This window comes from Paenibacillus sp. UASWS1643 (assembly GCF_008693195.1).
Taxonomy (GTDB): Bacteria; Bacillota; Bacilli; order Paenibacillales; family Paenibacillaceae; genus Paenibacillus; species Paenibacillus amylolyticus_B.
Window position 1 is genome coordinate 1 of the sequence record NZ_VXKZ01000110.1, and the last position, 22,890, is coordinate 22,890.

Annotated in this window: 19 protein-coding genes; 12 read left to right on the top strand and 7 right to left on the bottom strand. The window is 47.8% G+C overall.

The window, feature by feature from the left end; genetic code table 11:
• Both FE296_RS17055 and FE296_RS17060 read left to right on the top strand, forming a co-directional pair.
• On the top strand, window positions 1-1,103 hold a 1,103-nt coding region (locus tag FE296_RS17055; protein WP_150365770.1), incomplete at its 5' end, for an ABC transporter ATP-binding protein.
• A complete protein-coding gene (locus tag FE296_RS17060; RefSeq protein ID WP_150365771.1) occupies window positions 1,100-2,977 on the top strand; it encodes an ABC transporter ATP-binding protein in 1,878 nt (625 codons plus the stop codon). The genes FE296_RS17055 and FE296_RS17060, both read left to right, overlap by 4 nt.
• A gap of 103 nt (window positions 2,978-3,080) precedes the next feature.
• On the opposite strand, the gene FE296_RS17065 is transcribed toward FE296_RS17060, so the two are convergent.
• Complete coding sequence (locus tag FE296_RS17065) at window positions 3,081-3,674, bottom strand: hypothetical protein (RefSeq protein WP_124116649.1); 594 nt, start codon at window positions 3,672-3,674, stop codon at window positions 3,081-3,083.
• A gap of 316 nt (window positions 3,675-3,990) precedes the next feature.
• Between FE296_RS17065 and FE296_RS17070 the strand changes: the two genes are divergently transcribed.
• Window positions 3,991-4,887 (top strand): diacylglycerol/lipid kinase family protein, encoded by an 897-nt coding sequence (locus tag FE296_RS17070; RefSeq protein ID WP_150365772.1) that lies wholly within the window; start codon window positions 3,991-3,993, stop codon window positions 4,885-4,887.
• A 40-nt stretch (window positions 4,888-4,927) separates the two neighbouring features.
• Here FE296_RS17070 and FE296_RS17075 read toward each other — a convergent pair whose 3' ends face one another.
• Both FE296_RS17075 and FE296_RS17080 read right to left on the bottom strand, forming a co-directional pair.
• Complete coding sequence (locus FE296_RS17075) at window positions 4,928-5,518, bottom strand: GNAT family N-acetyltransferase (protein ID WP_150365773.1); 591 nt, start codon at window positions 5,516-5,518, stop codon at window positions 4,928-4,930.
• A gap of 90 nt (window positions 5,519-5,608) precedes the next feature.
• Entirely contained in the window at window positions 5,609-6,235 is a 627-nt protein-coding gene (locus FE296_RS17080) for a TetR/AcrR family transcriptional regulator (protein ID WP_150365774.1), read from the bottom strand.
• Window positions 6,236-6,412: 177 nt separating this feature from the next.
• Between FE296_RS17080 and FE296_RS17085 the strand changes: the two genes are divergently transcribed.
• Window positions 6,413-8,644, top strand: a complete 2,232-nt coding sequence (locus tag FE296_RS17085) for an MMPL family transporter (RefSeq protein WP_124116645.1) — start codon at window positions 6,413-6,415, stop codon at window positions 8,642-8,644.
• A gap of 269 nt (window positions 8,645-8,913) precedes the next feature.
• A complete protein-coding gene (locus FE296_RS17090) occupies window positions 8,914-9,867 on the top strand; it encodes a nucleoside hydrolase (protein WP_091035973.1) in 954 nt (317 codons plus the stop codon).
• A 242-nt stretch (window positions 9,868-10,109) separates the two neighbouring features.
• Here FE296_RS17090 and FE296_RS17095 read toward each other — a convergent pair whose 3' ends face one another.
• The 3 genes from FE296_RS17095 to FE296_RS17105 form a co-directional block, all read right to left on the bottom strand.
• Complete coding sequence (locus FE296_RS17095) at window positions 10,110-11,828, bottom strand: methyl-accepting chemotaxis protein (protein ID WP_124116644.1); 1,719 nt, start codon at window positions 11,826-11,828, stop codon at window positions 10,110-10,112.
• Window positions 11,829-12,101: 273 nt separating this feature from the next.
• A complete protein-coding gene (locus FE296_RS17100; protein ID WP_190945311.1) occupies window positions 12,102-12,833 on the bottom strand; it encodes a DUF3105 domain-containing protein in 732 nt (243 codons plus the stop codon).
• 324 nt (window positions 12,834-13,157) lie between these two features.
• Window positions 13,158-14,075 carry a zinc ribbon domain-containing protein gene (locus tag FE296_RS17105; protein WP_124116642.1) on the bottom strand — a complete coding sequence of 306 codons (918 nt, stop codon included), beginning with the start codon at window positions 14,073-14,075 and terminating at the stop codon, window positions 13,158-13,160.
• Window positions 14,076-14,449: 374 nt separating this feature from the next.
• Between FE296_RS17105 and FE296_RS17110 the strand changes: the two genes are divergently transcribed.
• The 7 genes from FE296_RS17110 (at window position 14,450) to FE296_RS17140 (ending at window position 22,470) form a co-directional block, all read left to right on the top strand.
• Entirely contained in the window at window positions 14,450-14,794 is a 345-nt protein-coding gene (locus FE296_RS17110) for a Na-translocating system protein MpsC family protein (protein ID WP_017691786.1), read from the top strand.
• Window positions 14,795-15,267: 473 nt separating this feature from the next.
• A complete protein-coding gene (locus FE296_RS17115; protein WP_150365871.1) occupies window positions 15,268-16,338 on the top strand; it encodes an ABC transporter substrate-binding protein in 1,071 nt (356 codons plus the stop codon).
• A gap of 306 nt (window positions 16,339-16,644) precedes the next feature.
• Window positions 16,645-17,583, top strand: coding sequence for a nucleoside hydrolase (locus tag FE296_RS17120; RefSeq protein WP_150365776.1), 939 nt, complete (start codon window positions 16,645-16,647; stop codon window positions 17,581-17,583).
• Window positions 17,584-17,862: 279 nt separating this feature from the next.
• Window positions 17,863-18,684, top strand: a complete 822-nt coding sequence (locus FE296_RS17125) for an ABC transporter permease (protein WP_036612869.1) — start codon at window positions 17,863-17,865, stop codon at window positions 18,682-18,684.
• A gap of 4 nt (window positions 18,685-18,688) precedes the next feature.
• On the top strand, window positions 18,689-19,480 hold the full coding sequence (locus FE296_RS17130; protein WP_124116640.1) for an ABC transporter permease: 792 nt from the start codon (window positions 18,689-18,691) through the stop codon (window positions 19,478-19,480).
• Between the two features lie 18 nt (window positions 19,481-19,498).
• Window positions 19,499-20,557, top strand: a complete 1,059-nt coding sequence (locus FE296_RS17135) for an ABC transporter ATP-binding protein (protein WP_062836823.1) — start codon at window positions 19,499-19,501, stop codon at window positions 20,555-20,557.
• 173 nt (window positions 20,558-20,730) lie between these two features.
• Complete coding sequence (locus FE296_RS17140) at window positions 20,731-22,470, top strand: adenine deaminase (RefSeq protein ID WP_150365777.1); 1,740 nt, start codon at window positions 20,731-20,733, stop codon at window positions 22,468-22,470.
• Between the two features lie 179 nt (window positions 22,471-22,649).
• On the opposite strand, the gene FE296_RS17145 is transcribed toward FE296_RS17140, so the two are convergent.
• Window positions 22,650-22,835 (bottom strand): hypothetical protein, encoded by a 186-nt coding sequence (locus FE296_RS17145; protein WP_124116638.1) that lies wholly within the window; start codon window positions 22,833-22,835, stop codon window positions 22,650-22,652.
• Between the last annotated feature and the right edge of the window lie 55 nt (window positions 22,836-22,890).

Below are 22,890 nucleotides of genomic sequence, written 5' to 3' on the forward strand. Positions count from 1 at the left end.
ACCGTGGTGAGCATGAGAAAGTGCGCTTTAACGGGGCCAACACAGAACTGAGAGATTCATCGATCAAAGTTAATGTGCTCATGGCGACCATCATGCCTGTGATGATGCTGGTTATGAACTTTTCGATGATTGCCATCCTTTATTTTGGTGGAATGCGGATCGACAGCGGCAATATGAATATCGGTGCATTGATTGCCTTCATCCAATATGCAATGCAAATCATGTTCTCACTGATTATGGTTTCGATGATCTTTGTCATGATTCCAAGAGCTTCAGCATCGGCAGAACGGATCAACGAAGTGCTTGATATGCAGCCGGATCTTAGCAATCCCGAGCAGCCTCGTGGTATGAAATCCATGCAGGGTATGATTGAGTTTGACAATGTAACTTTCCGTTATCCGGGTGCAGAGAATCCAGCTTTGTCCGATATCTCCTTCACAGCTCGCTCAGGTGAGACAACAGCCATCATTGGCGGTACGGGTTCTGGGAAATCGACATTGCTCAGTCTTATTCCACGATTCTATGATGTGACCGAGGGCAGTGTTCGGGTAAATGGTACGGATGTGCGTGAGCTTCGGCAGGAAGATTTACGTGCCAAAATTGGCTTTGTACCACAAAAAGCAGTTCTCTTCACGGGTACGATTACGGAGAATATTCGTCACGGGAAAGACGATGCCACAATGGATGAAGTTGTGCATGCGGCACGTACGGCTCAGGCGGAGAACTTCATTACCGAGATGAAAGAGGGATATGATAGTCTTATCGCGCAAGGCGGTAACAACGTATCTGGTGGACAAAAGCAACGTCTGTCCATCGCTCGCGCACTTGTTCGCCGTCCGGAAGTCTATATCTTTGATGACAGTTTCTCTGCTCTCGATTTCAAAACGGATGCTAAACTTCGTGCTGCGCTGAAGTCCGAAACGACAGAAGCGGCTGTGCTAATTGTTGCGCAACGCGTAAGTACAGTAATGGATGCCGATCGCATTTTGGTTATGGATGAGGGCCGAATTGTCGGTTCAGGAACACATAAAGAGCTGCTGGAGCACAATGAAGTGTATCGCGAGATTGTATCCTCCCAGCTGACAGAGGAGGAGATCGCATGAGTGAACGTACAGAACGCAAGTCGCCACGTCCCCATGGTGGGCCGGGTCCAGGTCCCGGAATGGGCATGCGACCTCCCGCAGAGAAAGCAAAAGATTTCAAAGGCACACTGCGTCGCTTGATTCGTTATCTCCAGCCCCATAGTTCTCGTCTGCTAGGTGTGCTGGTTGCAGCCATTTTGAGTACCGTATTCAGCATCATCAGTCCAAAAATTATGGCCGAAGGAACGGATATTCTCAGCCAAGGAGCCATTGCCATCCTTCAGGGTGTACAAGGGGCCGGGATTGATTTTCCTGCATTGATGAAAGTATTATACCTGCTTGGCGGGCTTTATCTGTTCAGTGCTGCATTTATGTATGTTCAGCAATACCTGATGGCTGGTGTAGCCCAGCGTGTTGTCTATGACATGCGTGAGCAGATCAGTGCGAAGGTTGGACGCCTTCCTTTGAAATATTTTGACTCCCGCACAACTGGTGAGACACTTAGCCGTGCCACGAATGACGTGGACAATATCAGTAATACACTTCAGCAAAGTTTGGCACAGTTCATTACGTCCATCGTAACGATTGTCGGCGTAATTATCATGATGCTGACGATTAGTCCATGGATGACGCTGATCACAATTTTGACGCTGCCACTTAGTGTGGTTGTTGTCATGCTGGTCGCTTCCCGTTCGCAAAAACACTTTGCCGGTCAACAGAAATCCCTTGGGGAACTGAATGGTCATGTCGAAGAGATGTATACGGGCCACAAGGTCGTCAAAGCATTTGGACGTGAAGAACAATCCGTACAGCAATTTGAGAAGGTCAATGAAGAACTGTATGAATCCGGCTGGAAAGCCCAGTTTATCTCCGGTATTATTATGCCGCTCATGAGTTTTGTTGGTAACCTGGGTTATGTGCTGATCTGTGTGGTTGGTGGGATTTTCGTTACACGCGGGTCGATCTCTATCGGGGATATTCTGGCCTTCACACAGTACTCCCGTCAATTCACACAACCGATTAACCAGATTGCAAATATCTCCAATATCATTCAATCAACGATTGCTTCAGCAGAACGGGTATTTGAGTTGCTGGATGAAGAGGAAGAAGTTCCGGAGTCCAAACAACCCGTGCAACTACAGCAGCCTAAAGGTGCGGTTACATTCCAAGGTGTTAATTTTGGATATAAAGAAAATGAACTGCTCATTCATAACATGAATATTGATGTAAAGCCGGGACAGACGGTAGCCATTGTTGGACCAACGGGAGCCGGTAAAACAACCCTGATCAACCTGTTAATGCGTTTCTACGAAATTCGGGATGGTCGGATTACGATTGACGGTGCCGACATTAAGGACATGGAGCGTGGCAAGCTGCGCAGTCTGTTCGGCATGGTGCTTCAGGATACCTGGTTGTTCAACGGAACGATTCGGGACAACATCGCCTATGGTCGAGAAGGTTCTACGGAAGAGGATGTAATCAAGGCAGCCGTTGCGGCACATGCGGATCACTTTATCCGTACACTGCCTGATGGTTATGATACGGTGCTGAATGAAGAGGCGTCGAACATCTCTCAAGGGCAGAAACAGTTGCTGACCATTGCAAGAGCGATTCTGGCGAACCCGGCCATCCTCATTCTGGATGAAGCGACGAGTAGCGTGGATACACGGACTGAAGTATTTATCCAGAAAGCAATGAATGATCTGATGAAGGATCGCACAAGCTTTGTCATTGCACACCGTTTGTCTACCATTCGTGGCGCTGATCTGATCCTGGTTATGGATCATGGTAACGTGATTGAACAGGGCAATCATGATGAATTGATGGCGAGTCAGGGCTTCTATGCGGATCTGTACAATAGTCAGTTTGCGGAGCAACAACCGCAGGCGATCTGATTACAGATGTAACTAACAAGAATAGCCGAGAGCATCCCTAGGGGTGCTCTCGGCTATTTGTCGTATATCCAGAGGATTGACATTAGGATATGGATTGTTTTATTTACTGATCCTTAGACTCCTTCGCAGGTTCATCAGTGTCGTTGCTAGAGACCGACTTCGCTTCTACTTTTACGTCGTCGCTGTTAGCTTCCTCCAGCGCAGACGGAGCCGATTCACCCGGAATCAATTCGCGCTGCTCAATCATGCGTTTGACGACCTCATAACAGTCATCCACATGTTTGTTACCAACATAGCGCATGGCTGTGAAGCTGAGTGCAGCAGCCAATCCCTGTCCTGCAAAGGGGACAAATTTGGCGACCGATTTGGTGGCTACGCGTACGCCGACTCTTTTCAGAACCTGTACCACCAATTCCTTGGTGATCATACGACCGATGACTTTGCTTCCGATGGACATGACGAATCCATAGATCATGGATTTGGTCTCGGGGTCCATACCGTCCAGCTGTTTTTGTGATAATCCGAATTTATTGTTAATGGCAGGCAGCAACTGCATCAGCATCCCCACATCAGCCAGTACGTCTGTACCGGGCAGCGGAACGAGTGTTGTACCGGCGGAAGCGGTAGCTCTTTTGCGAACCATGGTACGGCATTCCTTGCGAACTTGCTCCAATTGTTCCAACGTTGCCGGAATCATAGGGAATCCCTCCATTCGTATATGGTATAGATATAACCGTTTTGACTCGATTTGAATGGGTTCTCACCAGCAAAATTTGCAGCCTTATGACATTAAGGTGCGGAGAAACCCTCATTCTCATGCATAAATCTGGTTAAAAAAGGAATTGCTTTATGGATAAACGGGCCATCTAGCTATTACGAATTGAATGAGGATTAGGATGCATCCCTGATTGGGAAACCTATTTGGAATCATGATGAGTGCTTAACGAAGGGCTTGTTTACGGCTTCAACCTTTATGGGTAAAGGTTAACAAGCATTGGAATGGAGGAAGAGGGATGGAATTTAACAAAGCGTTGTTAATTCATCATCATCATTCGGGCAAGGCCAATCGTGAGAATACAGTGGGCCTTGTGGCTGGTGTGCTGGCTCCCGCTGTCCATGAACTTGTCATTGTGCGTACGGATGAAGCTGGTGAAGGAGAGAAGCTGTGTCGTGAGCGCGGGGAACAATTCGATGTGGTGTTTATCCTGGGTGGGGATGGCACAGTGCATGAATGCGTGAATGGACTGGCTGATCTGCAACATCCTCCGTTGATTGGTATATTGTCTGGAGGCACGTGTAATGACTTTGCGCGTTCGCTCGGGATTTCACCGGATGCAGAGACTGCGGCACAAGAAATGCTGGCAGGTCGAGTGGCATCCATTGATGTTGGACGAGCTAATGATCGGGTGTTCACGAACTTTTTTGGCATTGGATTGATCAGTGATGCTTCGCAGAATATTAACGAGAATCTGAAAGGCGCGCTGGGTAAGCTCAGTTACTTCATCAGCACCTTACAGACAATTAGTCATACAGAGCCATTTCGATACCAACTGGAGGCGGATGGGAAAGAGATGGAAGGCGAAGCGGTGATGATCTACGCAGCCAATGGCCGTTTTCTGGGAACGAATGCCCTGCCCTTTGCACCGGATGCGTTGCAGGATGGCGAACTGGACGTGCTCATTATTCATGAGACAGGCATTCCGCTGCTGCGAGAGGTTCTGTCGCACAAGCCGGAGGGAGATTGGCAACCTCAGAGTGAGAGCATTTCATACTTCAAGGCATCTACGCTAAAAGTGAAGACAGATGCGCCGATGTCAGCTGACACGGACGGAGAATTGTATATGAAGACACCCGCCGAGCTTTCGGTGCTGACGGGTCATCTGAAGTTTCTAACCGGGGAGGGTTATTAAATCCCCCGGTTTTTTAGTTTGATTTTAGCTGACCGAAAACTTAAACATTCCCTACCTGATCTTTCATATGACGTTGCCTAAACTCATCCTCCAGCATGCTCATCTGTATGGCATCATGGTATTGATGATTGTAGAACATGACATCCCGTTTCACACCCTCGCGCTGGAATCCAAGTTTCTCATACGTGCGAATGGCTCGCTCGTTGAAGGCGTACACCTCAAGCTCGATTCGATGCAGGTTACAGATGCCGAAGCCGTAGTCCAGCATAAGCAGTAATGCCTCGCTACCGTAGCCTTTTCCTTGATGCTCCACCCGATCGATGGCAACCCGAATATGTGCACTGCGATTCTTGGCATGCATGTCCATCAGGGCAACATCTCCGATGATCTGGTCATTTTCCTGTAAAGCAATAAGTAGCATGAGTCTGGCGTCATCTTGTGCAGCGCTCTCAACATAACGTTCAACCTGAGCACGTGTGAAACTGTTCTGTGTTCCTGTCAGCCTGCGCATCTCGGCGTCAAACAGACCGGGGAAATAAGCATCCACATCTGTAATCTCGAAAGGACGGAGATATATGCGCGACGTTTCTAGCAGACGGGGGATACGTGGGGATGGTTTTGAATGTGACATAAGTTGTTCCTCCTAAAATGTGATGGAATAAGGGGTCAACATTCCGGACATCATCTTGTGCTGCTCATAGACAAACGTATAGAAGGGTCTTTAGCTCCGCCTAACCGCTCCATCCAGAAATAGGGCCACAAGTTCCCGTGCGAGTTCCTCAATGCCGCCGCCGTTCATGTTGCGTACATCTTCGCGGTTTGCAAGCATGAGCAGTGACGTAAATGCATGGGCAAGCAGCATGGGACTGGCCACCCGCAAATAACCATTGTCCATCTCCTGCTGGAAGTGGGTCGCGAGCACTTCGAAGATCTGAACCTCAGCTTCTCGAATCTGGTTGAGTTGCTCCGTATTCAGATGTTTCTCGGCTTCTCGCATCATGCTCTCCGTCTCAATATGGGAGTGTTGCATCTTCGCTTGCGCAACCTTGATCAGTCGCTCTTGTAATGTGCCAGGTTCATCCAGGCGGAGTGAGGTCTGCTGCATGCTCATCGTCATTATGCGGGTAATGGCAACGGTGAACAGATCGGCTTTGCTGGTGAAGTGATAATAGATTGATGCTTTGGTTACATTGCATAATGAAGCAATCTGTTGGAGGGAGACGGGTTCATACCCATATTCCATAAACAGACGTGAAGCTGTCATCAATATGTTGGTTTGGACAGATGCTTGATCGACGCCCGTTTTTGGTCTGCCCGGTGACCGGGGAATGTTTGTTTTTTTGTTCATAATCACTGACCTCTTTACGTATTTAATCGCTAGTTTAGGAAGTTCATAAATTAGGCATTGCAAAATTAACCTTCCGGTATATATAATTAAATCGATTATACTATGACCCGTGGTTCATTACTACACCATCATATATATTAGGGCTTCATAGAAACAGAATAGGGAGATGAAGAGACAATGCAGGAAGGTTCGGGTTACGGCCGCTGGGTTGCCGGCAAACGAAGCAAATGGATTACGCTGTTGGTATGGATCATTATCGCCGTTGTGCTTGGCATGGTATGGCCTGCTGTAGGTGATCGTGAAACCAATAACGCACAGGATCTGAGTGAATCCAAACCATCGGTTCAGGCAGCTGCACTTGCCGAGAAGGAATTCCCTGGCGGTGAAGGATTGCCCGCGCTGATCGTATGGCGTCAAGCCGGCGGTCTGACGGATGAGCAGATTCAGAACATTCAGGCATTAACGGAGCGACTGGATCAAGATCCGGTAGAACAACAGCAGTCCGTTGTGCCACTCTATCAATTACCACCACAGGCATTGAAAGGCCAGCTTTCGGAAGACGGAAGTACCTTGGTTATGCCACTTTTCTTCAATGAAGGTGCCGATTCGGAACAATTGAAGGCAGCTATTGAAGCACTTGAGCAAAAAACACAAGACATCTTCGGGGCAAACCCGTTCGATGTAGCCATAGATGATACCAATACACTGATTGCCCGTGTAACAGGGCCAGTAGGAATATCCATTGATGCGAGCGGACTGTTCTCCTCCGCCGATGTATCCTTGCTGATCGCTACAGTTGTACTGGTATTAGTGCTGCTGTTATTGATCTACCGCTCGCCAGTACTGGCGATTATCCCGATTATTGCGGTTGGATTCGCGTATATGGTGACAAGCCCCATTCTCGGATTCATGGCAGATCAAGGTTGGATCACGGTGGATGCACAGTCGATCTCGATCATGACCGTGTTGTTATTTGGAGCAGGAACGGATTACTGTCTGTTCATGATCTCCAGATACCGCCAGATTCTCTATCATGAGCCGGACAAAAAGAAAGCCATCTTCCAGGCAATTACCGGATCATCTGGCGCCATTGCCATGAGTGGATTCACGGTCGTTGCAGCACTGCTCGTGCTGTTGCTGGCTGAATACGGTGCATATCATCGCTTTGCCGTACCATTCAGTCTGTCCATCTTTATTATGTTTATTGCAAGTCTGACGCTGGTTCCAGCGCTCTTGGCGATCTTCGGTCGGGGTTCATTTTATCCATTCGTACCACGTACACATGAGATGGAAGTGGAACGTGCGAAGAAAAAAGGCAAACCGGCTCCTGCCCCGCGCAAAGTGAAGGAAAGCTGGATTGGCCGTGTTGTAGTAACGAAGCCATGGACCGTTCTTGCAATTACGTTGGTATTGCTGGGAGGACTGGCGGCATTCTCTACTCAGGTTAAATTCACGTATGATCTGTTGTCTTCCTTCCCGGAGGATGTGCCTTCCCGCGAAGGTTTCACCGTCATCGGCGAACAATTCTCCCAAGGTGAGCTGGCTCCTGTCAAAGTGATCGTTGATGCCGAAGGCAAAGAAACCGATCTGAAGCAGCGTCTCGAATCGCTGGATTACATTAGCAAAGTAGGCGATGCTCAGCAGGGTGCCGAGAATGCCAACATTACCGCCTTTGATGTGGAATTCAATCTGAATCCATATTCCATGGAGGCAATGCAGCATATTCCGGATCTGCGGGCTACTGCCGAACAGGCGCTTCAAGATGCTGGAGTAAGCAATGTAGAGAGTCAGGTCTGGATCGATGGTCAGACGGCTGAACAGTATGACATTGAAGTAACCGGAGAACGGGATGCCAAGATCATTATTCCAGTGGTCATCGGCATGATTACATTGTTATTACTATTATACCTGCGTTCAGTTGTAGCTACGGCGTATCTGATTGCAACGGTTGTTCTGTCGTATTTCTCTGCACTGGGTCTGGGTTGGATCATCATTCACTACGGACTTGGCGCAGATGCCATTCAGGGAGCGATTCCGCTGTATTCCTTCGTATTCCTCGTGGCATTGGGTGAAGACTACAACATCTTCATGATCTCTAGCATCTGGCAGAAACGCAAAACGATGCCACTTCGTCAAGCGATTAGAGAAGGTGTTGGTGAGACAAGCTCTGTTATTACATCAGCAGGTCTGATCTTGGCAGGAACATTTGCGGTACTTGCTACATTACCAATTCAGGTGTTGGTGCAGTTTGGTATTATCACAGCTGTTGGTGTGATGTTGGATACCTTCCTGGTTCGCCCGTTCATGGTACCGGCGATCACCGCATTGCTGGGCAAATGGGCCTTCTGGCCAGGCAAGTATGTTCCGATTGCAGAGAAGAATGAGGAGAAACAAAACCAGTCTATGTAATGCATGGATTGGGTGAAATGGACGGCGGGGCTTCAAGCCTGCTGTCCATTTCTTTATTTTCCGAACGATAATGACCTCTACCAGTTGTCCTCCTGAGATGGAATGGTGGAACTGTAAAATATCCGCAGGACGAGGCGTGATCCTTGTTTTCTTTGCATCGGGAAGGTTTACGTAGCCAAGGGTTATGGGACATAATAGAGAGAGCGTCGGCCTTGGGCAGACGGATGATCAACATCAATGGGACAACCAGGGGAAGGATGAAAGCAAGCATGACGAACCAACTTAATGTGTATTTTAACCATGACGGCGGCGTGGATGACCTCGTATCGCTGTTCATGCTTCTGCAAATGGACAATGTACATGTAACCGGCGTATCGGTTATTCCGGCAGACGGATATCTGGAGCCAGCAACAGATGCCAGCCGCAAAATTATCGATCGTTTCGGTACATATTCCGTAGAGGTATCCAAATCCAACTCCAGAGGGAAAAATCCATTTCCTGCGGCGTGGAGACTGCATTCCTTCTATGTAGATGCACTTCCTGTACTGAACGAGTCCGGCAAAATGGAAGCACCACTGTCTACAGTTCCTGCACACCAGCATCTAATCGAGAAAGTGCGCAATACCGAAGGCAAAACATTGCTTCTGTTCACAGGACCACTGACGGACCTTGCGCGTGCACTGGACGAAGCACCAGACATTGAAGAGAAAATCGACAAGCTGGTATGGATGGGTGGCACATTTGAGCGTGGTAACGTAGAAGAGCCCGAGCATGACGGCACAGCGGAGTGGAACGTATTCTGGGACCCGGAAGCGGCTTACCGTGTATGGCAAAGTGGTATCCAGATCGATCTGGTTGCACTGGAAAGCACCAACAAAGTACCTCTGACTCCAGCCGTTCGTAACCGCTGGGCAGCAGAGCGTCGCTTCGAAGGCGTTGATTTCCTAGGTAACTGTTACGCAGGTTGTCCGCCACTGGTGTACAGTGAGACGAATTCCACATACTATCTGTGGGATGTGCTGACAACGGCTTCCGTTGGACGCGAGGACATCGTGAAGAAGAAAACCGTAAACTGTATTGTTATCCCTGATGGTCCTAGCCAAGGTCGCACGGTGGAGCAAGCAGACGGACGTCCAGTACAACTGGTGTATGATACCGATCCGGAAGCGTTCTTTACGTACATGACGGATTTGGGTAAAAAAGCTGCTCCGCAGCGCTACTAATTCAGGCAGCCTCAGGGCTTGCCAACATTAAAGGTACAACAAAAATAAAGCCGCAGGCAGTGGTCTGGATATGGGGTTGGACCCCATAATCCTGTCCCTGCCGTGCGGCTTTTTTGGTTGTGGGCAGATCTATATAAATTGATAACAGCGAGCGGAAGGTTGTTCTGTCATCGAAGTGGCAAGTGTGAATATTCTTTAGTCCAACTATATAGCCGATCTAATATAGCAATCTAAGCTACCCGCTATATTTTAAATCGACCAATCAATCCGTTCAGCTCACTGGACAATACCCGCAGAGATTCAGCAGACGCACTCATCTCATCCATGGATTGCAGTTGGCTTCCGGTAGCATGAGATACCTTCTGTATGCTCGAAGAGGATTCGCGTGAGATATGTTCCATATCCTCCACAGAAGCGGATACTTCTTCTGCACTGGCAGACAGCTGCTCAGATGCTGCGGATACTTCGTGCAGACGTTCATTCATCGTCTCAATCCCGGTATGAATGGATGTGAATGAACGGCCTGCCTCCTGAACAACAGCGAGACCGGATTGGACTGCTGATGTGCTGGCAGACATATGTTCTGACAACAGGGCAGTCTGGCGTGTCATCTCGGCGATCAGTTCGGTTACATGCTGGGACGATTGCTCTGATTCCCCCGCAAGCTTGCGAACCTCTGAGGCAACCACCGCAAACCCGCTGCCATACTCTCCTGCCCGAGCCGCTTCAATACTTGCATTAAGTGCCAGCAGATTGGTCTGTGAAGCGATGCCTTTCATCAGATGTGCCACCGACTCAATTTTACCTGAGTACTGCTCCAGCTGAGAGGTGGAGGCCACCATCTGCACATTTGCTTGATGAATTTTGTCCATGCTGTCCATCGCCGTGTTGATGTTGGCTTGACCTTGCACCGCGTTATTGGTCGTTTCCTGTGAGACATCCGCGACCATAGAAGAAGAATTCGCAATGTGCTGCATGCTTCGTGTAATTTCTTCCATGGCTACCGTTACTTCGCCCGCACGAGCGACCTGTTCGGCAGCTCCACTGGCCGTATGATTCGTATGCTCGGCAATACGCTGACTGGCTTCTGCAGTCGCCTGTGAATGTTTCGATACACCTTCTGCAGCCTGTAGCAGAGAATCGGAGCTATGACGGATGCCCGTCATGACATCACGGGTACCTGTAACCAGATGTTTGAACTCGGAAGCGAGCTGTCCCACCTCGTCCTTGCGACTAAGTTCAACGTTGACGGTCAGGTCGCCTTTTCCTACCTGGGTAATTAACTTCTTCAACTTCACCAATGGTCTGGTCAAGTAATGGGCGAATCCATACACCAACAAGACACTCAGCAGAACAATAGCCAAGGCTGTCCAGATCATGGTCATACGGTTGCGGGACATCAGTTCATAGACCGCAGTGGAGTCCAGATCCGCACCGACCAATCCTAGTACTTTCCCGTCATCTCCATGGATCGGCACATACGCAGTAATGGTAGCGCCATATTCATCCTGTGTGAGTTCCCCCCGAATAGGCTCATTCTGTTCAAAAGCTTGCAGCATTCCTTCATAATGGGTCTCTTCTGCGGAACCGTAAGGGGAGAAGTCATCCTCTGCCACATCCGCAGCAGCCCCATCTACAACGTAGAAATATGTATTTGTTCCATTTTCTTCGCGTGTACCAAGGGTGTACAGATACTTGAGTCCATTGGCCTCGCGCAGCTGACTAAGCTGCTCACGCAATGTGCCGTAATACGCTGTCTCGTCCTGTCCGGTACTGAGTGGTGCATACAGAGAGGTGTCAATTAGTGCAGCTGCCCGTTCAGCTACAGCCTGTGCCTGCATCCCCATGGATTGCTCGACCAGTTGAGCCGATGAACGATACATGGTAATGCCAAGAACCGCACCCGCGGCCAGCATCAGACAGGAAAAAAATAAAAAGATCCTCATAAACAAACTGTTCATTGGTAAAAGTGTTCCCCCTTGATCTGTTGAATCAATCGTCTCTTTGTCTCTTTACTTGGTGCTTGTCGTTCTTCTTTGGTTCGTATGTATTGTATATCAAATATACCGTTTTCTACTTGAAATATCGGCATCTGTTCTATAAAGAATTAGCCCCCGAGTCAATTTGATCCGGGAGCTAGTTTCGTTTCAATCCTATATTGACCATGCCCATCATTGGAAGAAACCTCATTGTTACTCCTTAGAGGGGCTTCATATGACTGAGTGATTACGTCATTACATTGTTCCGCCGCCCTGGCGAACAGAGGCAGGAATCTTTTCAGGTCCCTGATTAATATATTTATTGATAAAAGTACCCACCTTGGCATCGTCGAATTGGTCGAGTTTCATCGTTTTGGTCCATGCGGTCACCACAACTTCACTGCCTTCGGGAATATCCTTGTTGGGTACAGCCAGAATACCTGCTCCGGCTTCGCGGAATTTAGCGAGGTATTTCAGATGTTCCTTCACATCCTCGCTTGCGTTCTCCCGATAATAGATGATGATATCCCCGTGCTCCAGATTGTGTACCAGGTAATTATATCCCGGGAAGTCGGTATAAAATCCAAACTTGATATCATGCGGATTATGCGGCCCCGATGTTGGAATTGTCATCTCATACTGAATGGGGTCCTCTGTATGGTCTGCTCCATAGTATTTATCGTCAGTCACGTCGATTGTCGCGTTGGATTCCAGATCGGCTACATTATATGTTTTACCTGCTCCTTGCATGAAGAACAGGCCAAACGTAATAATCGACACAGCCATCATTACATGTGCAACCAGCCGAAGGGATCGACTTTTTTTCTGGATGTCCGCCCGTTCTTTCTTTTTCATGTGGCCCAGGATTTTTCCCTGTGTGCGTGATGCCCAGATATAGGCGGCGATGGAGAACAGTAACACGATTGTACCTACGATGAGCCACAGGTAGGATGTACCTGCCTCATGCTCCATTTGCATATGAGTCATGTCCATAGAGAGTTCCTCTGCTTTCTTTGTAAAATGAGTGAACATAACACTACATGATGTAGTGTTAATGGCAAAGATGAATCCTCTTATTACGTAACGGGAGTTGCTGGATTGGTTTGTTACGTCAATAAGAACATACCTGTTGCACTACACATTATAGTGTATGATACATGCACAGTGCAATGCTGCCTTGGAAAACAAAAAAAGGCGCTCCCCACGTGAGCAGGGAGCGCCTAGTACAAATCTAATGGGATAACAGCAATCGGAAGGTTGTTCTGTCATCGAAGTAACAAGTGTAAATAGCTTTATTCCAACGGATATAGTTTACAGACGGCCAAACGGCGAAAGCATCAGACCGATCAGTCCAATAATTACCTCACCCAACAATCGATACAGAATAAAGAATACGACCACATTGGCGATGAGTACGCTATACATACTGTCAATGGCTGCTTTGGTACGATTCAGTGGATACTGGAATAGCACCGAGTTCAGAGCGACAAATATGATGATATACGAGACCACAAGCAAGGCAATCGCGATGGAATATGAGATGATAATAAATAAATTCGCCAGAACAAGGGAAACGACAGCAGGGACAAGCAATGTACCGAACTGGGCAACCAGTGTTTTGGGACGGAAGGTTATTTTCTCAATTTTCAGAATAGCGTACATCAGTGCAATTGAGGCAATCAGGATAATGACGGTGAACAATAGCGGCCTTACAAATCCACCAATGAACAAACCATCCATGCCTATGCGACTAAAGGTAATTAAGAAGTATGTAGAAGATAGGACTGCAATCAGCGCCATCGTTAGCCACCCGTTTAGTGAATGCTGGTCACCAACGGTTTTCATCGTCTGATAAGGACGGGCTAATACACTGAGGAAATAGGATAGATACTGTTTGCTTACTTCTTTGGCTTGCTGAACTTTCTCATTCTGCACAATATTATTCCACTGATTGGTGCTATTGTCTCCTGCAGAAGCATGGTCACTAGTACCAGTTGATTCTCTCGCCTGTTCCTTGTGGATGGAGACGGATGGTGTGTTGGATGGAGCGGATGCCTGGGAAGAGGTAGCCTGCGTGCTGGACCAGCGAGTATATTCGGGTTCTGAAGCAGCAGCAGATTCCGGGTTCTTTACAAGTGAGGGTGAAGAGTTAGTTTGCGTTAGATTAGTTCCGCACCTCTCGCAAAACTGGGCATCTCCATTTTCATGATTACATACTGGACATTGCATGGTATAAGCCTCCAATTTCTAGAAAATAAAAACATGTCAACATTGTGTCTCATTTTAACGGTTGTTGACGAAGTTTGTCTATGTTTCGCAGGAATTAATACCCTTTTGGGGAAAGTTGAAACGAAGCCTCGAATAAGGTGTATTAAAACGTAGTTTAGAAGTAACAATAGTATAGGACTGACATGCAGGCATATTAATGTAAATTTACTGTGGTTTAAGACGAATTGTTTTTGGAGGTAAATGTCTTATCGTTCGCTTCTGTGTGTGATTTACATGTTAAGTATATCTTTTGGGTTGCTCATTTCAGAAGATTTATGTATAATCAATCGTGTTAACACGTCGAATGTACGGTAGTAAGAGATGTGGGTGAGTTCATGGAACTACTGGACAGCAATGAGAGCAAGAAGAAGATGTGCCAGTATTATAACGAAATCTCGAAGGAACTGTTCGGATTTGGCACCACTCTCCTGAGAGTGACCATTGACCAGAACATTGTGACCTTCTACGCGAAGCACCGACGTTCACCGCGCTCTGACGCCCTGGAAGGGGAGGCCCCCGGCTTAAAGCTGGAAGTGGACTTCCGCATGTCTGTCTTATATAAGAAGAAATTCCGGGAGAAGCTCGAGCAACACATGGGTTTGCCAATTGAAGCTATATTGCGGGATTATGATGCGTCCACTCAGTGGGCAATCACAAATGTGATTCTGGAACAGGCCTAAGGATGGATCGGCAGGATTGATTCGTGTTGATGTATGCAGAGGTTATGGCACGGATTCATAATTAGGTTCCGTACAATTTCATATGATGGCGTCTGTCTTTGGATTGATTCTGAAGCAGAAACCGATGATGTACCGGCAGCGGGTGTCGCTTTCCTTTGTTTACGAAGAAAAGTGTTCTTGTTTATACAAGAGCGCTTTTCTTTTTGTTTTTTAAGTTGAACTATAGAGCCCAACTAACGTAATTTACACGGGCACTCCGATGACAGAACAACCTTCCGATCGCTGTTATTCCCAGATTTCTTTGATTGCATTTAAAAATGATGAAATCCGGGAATAAAGGCGAACGCTCCGCTTCTTCAGGTTTTTTCTGTCCTCTACGTTATTGTGTAAAATTTTTAGTTGAGAATATCAAGCTAGTTCAACTTAATGGTTGGGTTGTTAAAACACATATATCAGGGGGAATCAGGATCATGATGAAAAAGTGGATTAGCGGTTTGGCAGCAGTGGCAATGACATCGGTATTACTTGCAGGTTGTGGCAGCAGCACGGATGATGCGACAGACGGATCAGGCAGTGGGGGAACAGCAGCGAACAAACTGGTTATCTCCACTTGGGGCTTCTCGGAAGATTTCTTCAATGAATCGGTATTTGGTCCATTCGAAAAAGAACATAATGTAGACATCGTGCTCGAAGTCGGCAATAACGCTGAACGTCTGAACAAAATCCGTCAGGGTACATCCAATGTCGATGTTATCTACCTGTCTGACTATTATGCACAACAGGGTATCGATGAAGGTCTGTTCGAGAAAATCGATCGTTCCAAAATTCCAAATGTAAATGACATTTATGATATTGCCAAAGCCCCACTTGGTGAAGATTATGGCCCAGCCTACACGGTTGGACAGCTCGGTATCGCTTATAACCCGGATCTCGTATCCAAAGAAGTGACTTCATGGAGTGACCTGTGGGACCCGGCGTTCGAAGGTAACCTGACCATCCCGAATATTACGGCAACAGCAGGGCCAATGGTTGTGGATGCAGCTTCCCGTGTAGCTGGAAACGATACGTTTAATGAAGATGCGGCATTTGCTGAACTGAAAAAACTGAGTGGCAATGTGGTGAAATTCTACAGCCAAACTTCCGAGTTTGTGAACATGTTCTCCCAAGAAGAAATTGCGGGCGGACCGATCATGGAAATGTATTTCAAAGATCTGAAAGCAGCCGTGCCTAATGCAAAGTTTGTTACACCTAGCGAAGGTGCATATGCCGTGATGAACACAATCAATGTCGTGAAGGGCAGCAAAAACAAAGAACTCGCTGAAGAGTTCATCAACTGGCAGCTTAGCCAAGATGTACAAGCGAAATCTGCCAAAGCTAAAGTCGATTCCCCGGTTAACACAAAGGTTGAACTGACTGCTGAAGAAGCAGAAGGCGTAACATATGGCGCTGAAGTTGTTGAGAAGCTGAACAAGCTGGATATGGAATTTGTGAATCAACAGGTTAAAGGCTGGACAGATCGCTGGAACCGCGAGATTGCACAATAAAAACAAGTAACCGACTAAATGGTTATCTTTGATCTATATAGTTTAACTAAACTTTTTACACGAGAACGGAGAGGGCAGAAATAACGTGAAGAAGCGAAGCGTTCGCCTAAAAGCTTTCTGAAAGAAAGCTGCTTCGGAAGCATACGCTATCCCCGGATTTTCCCTTTGAAGAAGGGATTCAAAAAAATCTGGGGATAACAGCGATCGGAAGGTTATTCTGTCATCGGAGTGGCAAGTGTAAATATTCTTTAGTTCAACTTATCATTTGCAGCAAGCAACCAATTAGCGTATAGGAGTTGAGAACAGATGAGTGAAGCGCAAAATCGCATCATTCTGGACGTGGACACGGGGATTGACGATGCACTGGCGATTTTGCTGGCCGTCAAAAGCCGGAAGCTGGACATTCTCGGCATCACCACAGTCTGTGGGAACGTATCACTCCAGCAGGCAACAGAGAATACGTGCAAAATTCTTGAACTCGCGGGTGCACCTGGAATTCCGGTCATTGCCGGAGCAGCTGGACCGCTCACTCGCAAGTCTCATTATGAACACCGGGTACATGGACAGGACGGATTGGGCGGTGCGCTGCCTGATCCGGCCGTATCTAAGAAAGCTGAGGAAGGTTTTGCGCCAGACTTTATCGTGGAGCAAGCCAAGTTGTATCCGGGCGAACTGACATTAATCATGACCGCACCCTTAACGAACTTGGCCCTCGCGTTGATGAAGTGTCCTGAATTGCCTTCTTTATTGAAGGAAGTCATCTTCATGGGTGGTGTTGTTCGCGGACATGGCAATATTACACCGACAGCCGAGTACAACACATACGCCGATCCGGAAGCGGCCCGCATCGTGTTGCACGCAGGCATCGAGAAGCTTACTCAAGTCGGACTGGATGTGACGCGTCAAACACTGCTGAATGAAGCAACGATTGAACGTCTCACTGAACCTGCACTGCGCGCGTACGTTGCTCAAAGCACAGAGATTTATATCGACCGTTACGAACAAATGAACGGCGTCCGAGCTTGCGCTTTACATGATCCACTAGCTGTGGGTGTAGCCCTTGCCCCTGAGCTGGTAGGACGCAAATCGTATTACGTGGATGTTGAAACCGCCAGCCGCCTGTGCGATGGCCAGATGGTATGCGACTTCCAAAACCGTTTGGGTGAGCAGCCCAACACCCTCGTCTGCGAAACCGTAGACGCAGAAAGCTTCCTTGAACTGTTTATCAACGCGTTAAACGCGTAGCTATGAACTTCACGGCATTGGAGTTCAGTCTAAAATCAACTCACCTATTTCGCTGGTAGTGTAGGGGACGAAATCGATTCTGAAGAAGCGAAGCGTTCGCCTTTATCCTTGGATTTTTCCTTCTATTAAGAAGGAGATCAAGAAAATCCAAGGATAACAGCGATCGTAAGAACGATTCGTAACCGGAACGGCTGGTGCGATAAACATGGACGTTTATTTTTGAAATGTGCGCCAGTGAAACGTGTGAATAAAACCATTTTACAAGTCAGGAGTATCGCGATGAAGAAATCAGTAATCTACTGGCTATTGCTGCCGGGATTCGTGTTTTTGGCGGCATTTATGATCATTCCGATTGTCCTGACGATCGGATCGACTTTTTTCCAAGAAAACTCCTTCACGTTTGAAGGATACATGCATTTTTTCAGAGACCCATACTTTTTGAAAATATTGCTTACGACGCTGCAAGTCAGCGTGGTCACCACTATCGTCTGTGTGGTGCTCGGATTCCCGACAGCTTATTATATTTCGCAGAAAGCGCCACGCCGCAAAGGCATTTTGCTGGCACTGGCGATCTTCCCGCTACTGACGAGCCCGGTCGTGCGCTCGTTTAGCTGGATGATCATTCTTGGACGAAAAGGGCTGATTAATAACACCCTTGTTGGTCTGGGGATCGTGGACAAGCCGCTGGACATTTTGTACACGCCCGCAGCGATGATGATCGGTCTAACGCATTTGTTCCTGCCACTGATGATTATCTCTCTGGTGGGCGTGCTGGAGAACATTGACGGTGATCTGCTCAAGGCAGCGCAAAGTCTCGGCGCATCGCGCATTACGGCATTCCGCCGGGTTGTATTCCCGCTGGCTGTGCCAGGACTTGTGATCGGAGCCGTGCTTGTCTTTGTCGGAAGCCTGACGGCGTATACCACACCTGCCCTCCTTGGAGGCAAGCAGCGCGTGATTGCTACGTTCCTGTATCAGAACGCCATGACTCTCAACGACTGGTATCTGGCCTCGGTTGTTGCCGCGATTATGATTGTGATTACATTTGTCGTGGTCGGTGTCATGAACAAAATGGCCAAAACTTTAAATCCGAAGGGGTAGACATATGCGGGAGAAACATATCGGGCTGGGCCTGTTCAGTCTGCTGGTCTTTATCTTTCTGCTGGGCCCGCTTCTGATCATATCGATCACTTCGTTTGAACCGGGAACGGTACTCAAATTTCCGCCGGAAGGGTTCTCCTTCCGCTGGTATGAGAATATTTTCAACACAGGCGGTTTCCTCCGCACGTTCCAGACGTCCATCATCATTTCCTTGCTGGGGAACCTGTTGGCACTGGTGCTTGGAGTTCCGGCTGCGTATGCACTCAGTCGTTACGATTTCAAAGGTAAGTCTGTGCTGAACGCACTGTTTCTGTCTCCGGTACTGATCCCGGGAATCGTGCTTGGATTTACATTGATGAAATATCTGATCGTAATCTACCATCTGCCGATGTACCTCGGACTGTTGATCGGTCATACGATTATCATGCTTCCATTCATCATTCGGGTTATCGCGTCGAGTCTGTCGAGCTTTGACTTCGCCGTGGAAGAAGCAGCGCTGAGTCTTGGTGCGGGACGGGTAAGAACGTTCTTCACGATCGTGCTTCCCAACATCCGATCAGGAATTATCGCGGCGGTGCTGATTGCCTTCCTGGAGTCCTTCAACAACGTGGACATCTCGGTATTCATGACCGGACCAGGGGTAAGTACATTGCCAATTCAGATGCTGACGTATGTGGAGAACTACTTTGACCCAACGATTGCAGCGATTTCCATGCTATTGATGGTACTGACCGGACTCTTAATGTTCGTGATCGAACGGATCATGGGCGGATTTTCATACTTTACTAAACGTTAATTGGAGGCGCAGAACGCTATGGCATTGCTGACATTAGACCACGTATCCGTGGCATACGATAAGCAGACAATCCTGAAGGATTTTCAGTTGGAGCTGGAAAAAGGTAAACTGCTCTCCCTGCTCGGACCGAGCGGTTGCGGCAAAACAACTACGCTGCGCCTCATCGCCGGATTTCTGGAAGCATCACAGGGCAAGTTTATGTTCGGCGGCAAGGATTATACGAAGGTTCCGGCGAACAAGCGGAACTTCGGATTTGTATTTCAGAGTTATGCATTATTCCCGCATCTGTCTGTCTATGACAACGTGGCCTTTGGCCTGCGGATGCGCAAGGTAAAAGACAAGGATATCTCTTCCCGTGTAATGCGAATCCTTGAGGTGGTTAACCTGAATGGATTTGAGAAACGTTTTCCACAAGAACTGTCGGGTGGACAGCGTCAGCGTGTGGCGATTGCCCGCGCATTGGTCATCGAGCCTGATCTGCTCTTGTTCGACGAACCGCTCAGTAATCTGGATGCGAACCTGCGACTCAATATGCGGGTGGAGATTCGCCGGATTCAGCAAGAGCTGGGTATCACAACGCTGTATGTTTCTCATGACCAGGAAGAATGCTTCTCGATCTCGGATCAGGTCGCGATTATGAACAAAGGCGTGGTCGAGCAGCTCGACCGCCCGGAAACGATTTTCAAATATCCGGCCACGGAGTTTGTAGCACGATTCATCGGTTTCCATAATTTCATTGAATTCGCTGAGCGTACGGATGCAGGTGAAGTGATCACACTGACCGCAGGTGGACGCACGTTTACAGCAACTGCGCATCCCGGAACAGCACGTCCCGGTGCACGTAAAGGCGCGATTCGGCCGGATGATCTGATCGTTAGTGGAGATACTTCTGCGGATGTGGTGAATGCTTTGCCGGGGATTATCAAGGTCAGCACGTATCTTGGACGCAGCTATCAATATGTAATCGAGACGGAGCTGGGTGATTTTACAGCAAATCAGGAGATGGAAACACCGTACCTTAGTGGGCAGCGTGTTAGCCTGATTTTCCCACAGGACAAGCTTGTACTGGTGGAGTAGTCGTAAATGTAAGGAACAGTATTAAGAAATAAGAGCAGTAAAGAAAGCATTTCATGCGATTTTCCGGACGAGGCAGAGGTACGCAATCAAGTGCAGAATATCTGATTAAAGTACAGGTTCATTGCCCAGTCCGGATCGTGGTGAAATGTTTGTGAAGAAGGAGATTATGCCCCATGCGTGCAGATCAACTAATTGTGAATGTACATGTGTATAACAGTTATTATAAACGGTTTGAAATGAACAACGTCGCTGTGTTGGACGGCAGATTCCTATATGTTGGACCCGGTGGACCGGAGATGATTCAGGCAGACGAAGTCATCGATGCGCGGGGAAGATACATGATTCCTGGCTTGATCGATATCCATCTGCATATCGAAAGCACGATGGTGACACCGGAAACCTTTTCCCATGGTCTGATTGGCTGCGGGGTAACGTCCATTGTAGCGGAACCGCATGAGATGGCGAATGTGTTTGGGCTGGAAGGTGTGCAGGAGATGATGGCTGCGAGTCGGGAGACGACGGTGGACATGTTCTACGCAATCCCAAGCTCTGTTCCGGCAACCCCGATGGAGACAACAGGTGGTTCGATTGAAATCGAAGATATGGACGTGCTGCTCGCCACTGGCGAGATCATCTGTCTGGGTGAGATCATGAACTATGTCGATGTCATCCGTGATCCGGAGTGCAAGACCAACCAAATTTTACAGTATATTCGCAAAAACTATCCCGATCTGGTGATCGAAGGTCATACACCGAAACTGCTTGGGCTCGATCTGCATCGACTGATCTACGCAGGTATCGATTCCGATCATACCCATCAGAGCATTGAGGGATTACAGGCGCGGATTGCAGCAGGCATGTTTATTGAAATTCAGGAGAAATCGATGACACCCGAAGTCATGGAGTATCTGATTCAACATGATGTGGCACAGCATTTCTGCTTTGTAACGGATGATGTGATGCCGGATTCACTGGTGGAGCGTGGTCATCTGGATCATATCGTACGCAAGGCAATTCAGATGGGGATGCGTCCGGAAGATGCGATCTATGCAGCAACGTCTACCCCTGCTTCCCGTATGAAAATGACCGATCGTGGCAGTGTTGCCCCAGGCAAAGTGGCTGATTATGTGTTGGTATCCAACCTGGAGGATCTGTCGATTGATCAGGTGTATAAAAACGGCCGCAAAGCTTATGACGATTACGAACCGTATAAGCAGGAACGGATCACCGGTCAGTTTCCACCTCACTTCTATAAGAGTGTACAGTTGGAGAAGCTGGGCGCAGCAGACTTTGCAATTCAGTTGTCCGACCCGAAAGTCAGTGGATCAGATGTTGATCTCGCTGGTGAAGGTGAGTACCAATGCCGTGTCATGATGGTGAAGGATGGTTCTACTTTTGTGGAAGAACATATTGCACCGGTTCAGGCTTCGGATGGCGAATTGCGCTGGGAAGAAAGCGGATATGCACAGATCGCAACCTTTGAACGTTATGGCGTGAACGGCAATCATGCACATGGTCTGATCGGTGGAGATACCATCAAACGCGGGGCTATTGCTACGACATATTCACACGACAATCACAACCTGCTGGTTGTGGGACGCAATCGTGAAGATATGATATTGGCAGCTAACACCGTAATTTCGAGCCAAGGCGGCTTCTGTGTGGTGGAAGACGGCAAGGTGTTGTCCCATCTGGAACTTCCCGTAGGTGGCATTTTGACGGAAGAACCACTGGCAGTGGTGTCCCATCAAGTGAAGGAGCTGAGGGCAGCCATGTTGTCTCTTGGATATGTACATTACAACCCGATCATGTCGATCAGTACTCATTCCCTTGCAGTAAGTCCCGCGTTGAAGATTACGGACCATGGCCTGATTGATGTGAATGCAGGTAAGGTTGTAACGTTAATTGTTTAAGTGTGACAGACACATCTGGTGGTCTGCTTGCGATGATCCATTAGATTATTCGTTATTATATCGTTTGCGTGATCTATTAGAAAAAGAAGCCCCAGTTCACTCAGGTGAACCAGGCTTCTTTTTCGCGGATTCATTATCGTATTATCATGTTCGTGTAATTATATATAATCCGAACCCGCTTATTTTAATTTCTCTGGATTTTTCACCTTAATGGAGACCACTTCCCCGCAATCCAAACAAACGGTATATACTCTTTCCGAACCAATTGACAATTTCTTATCCAATGGACGAAGATTGATGAAGTCCGAGGCTTGTACGAAAGACGTGCCTCCGCAATCCGTGCATTTCTTTTCTGAAATATTCATCGCTTATTCCACCTTTTAGTAATTAGTTTTTGATGTGTTATTAGATAATTGTATT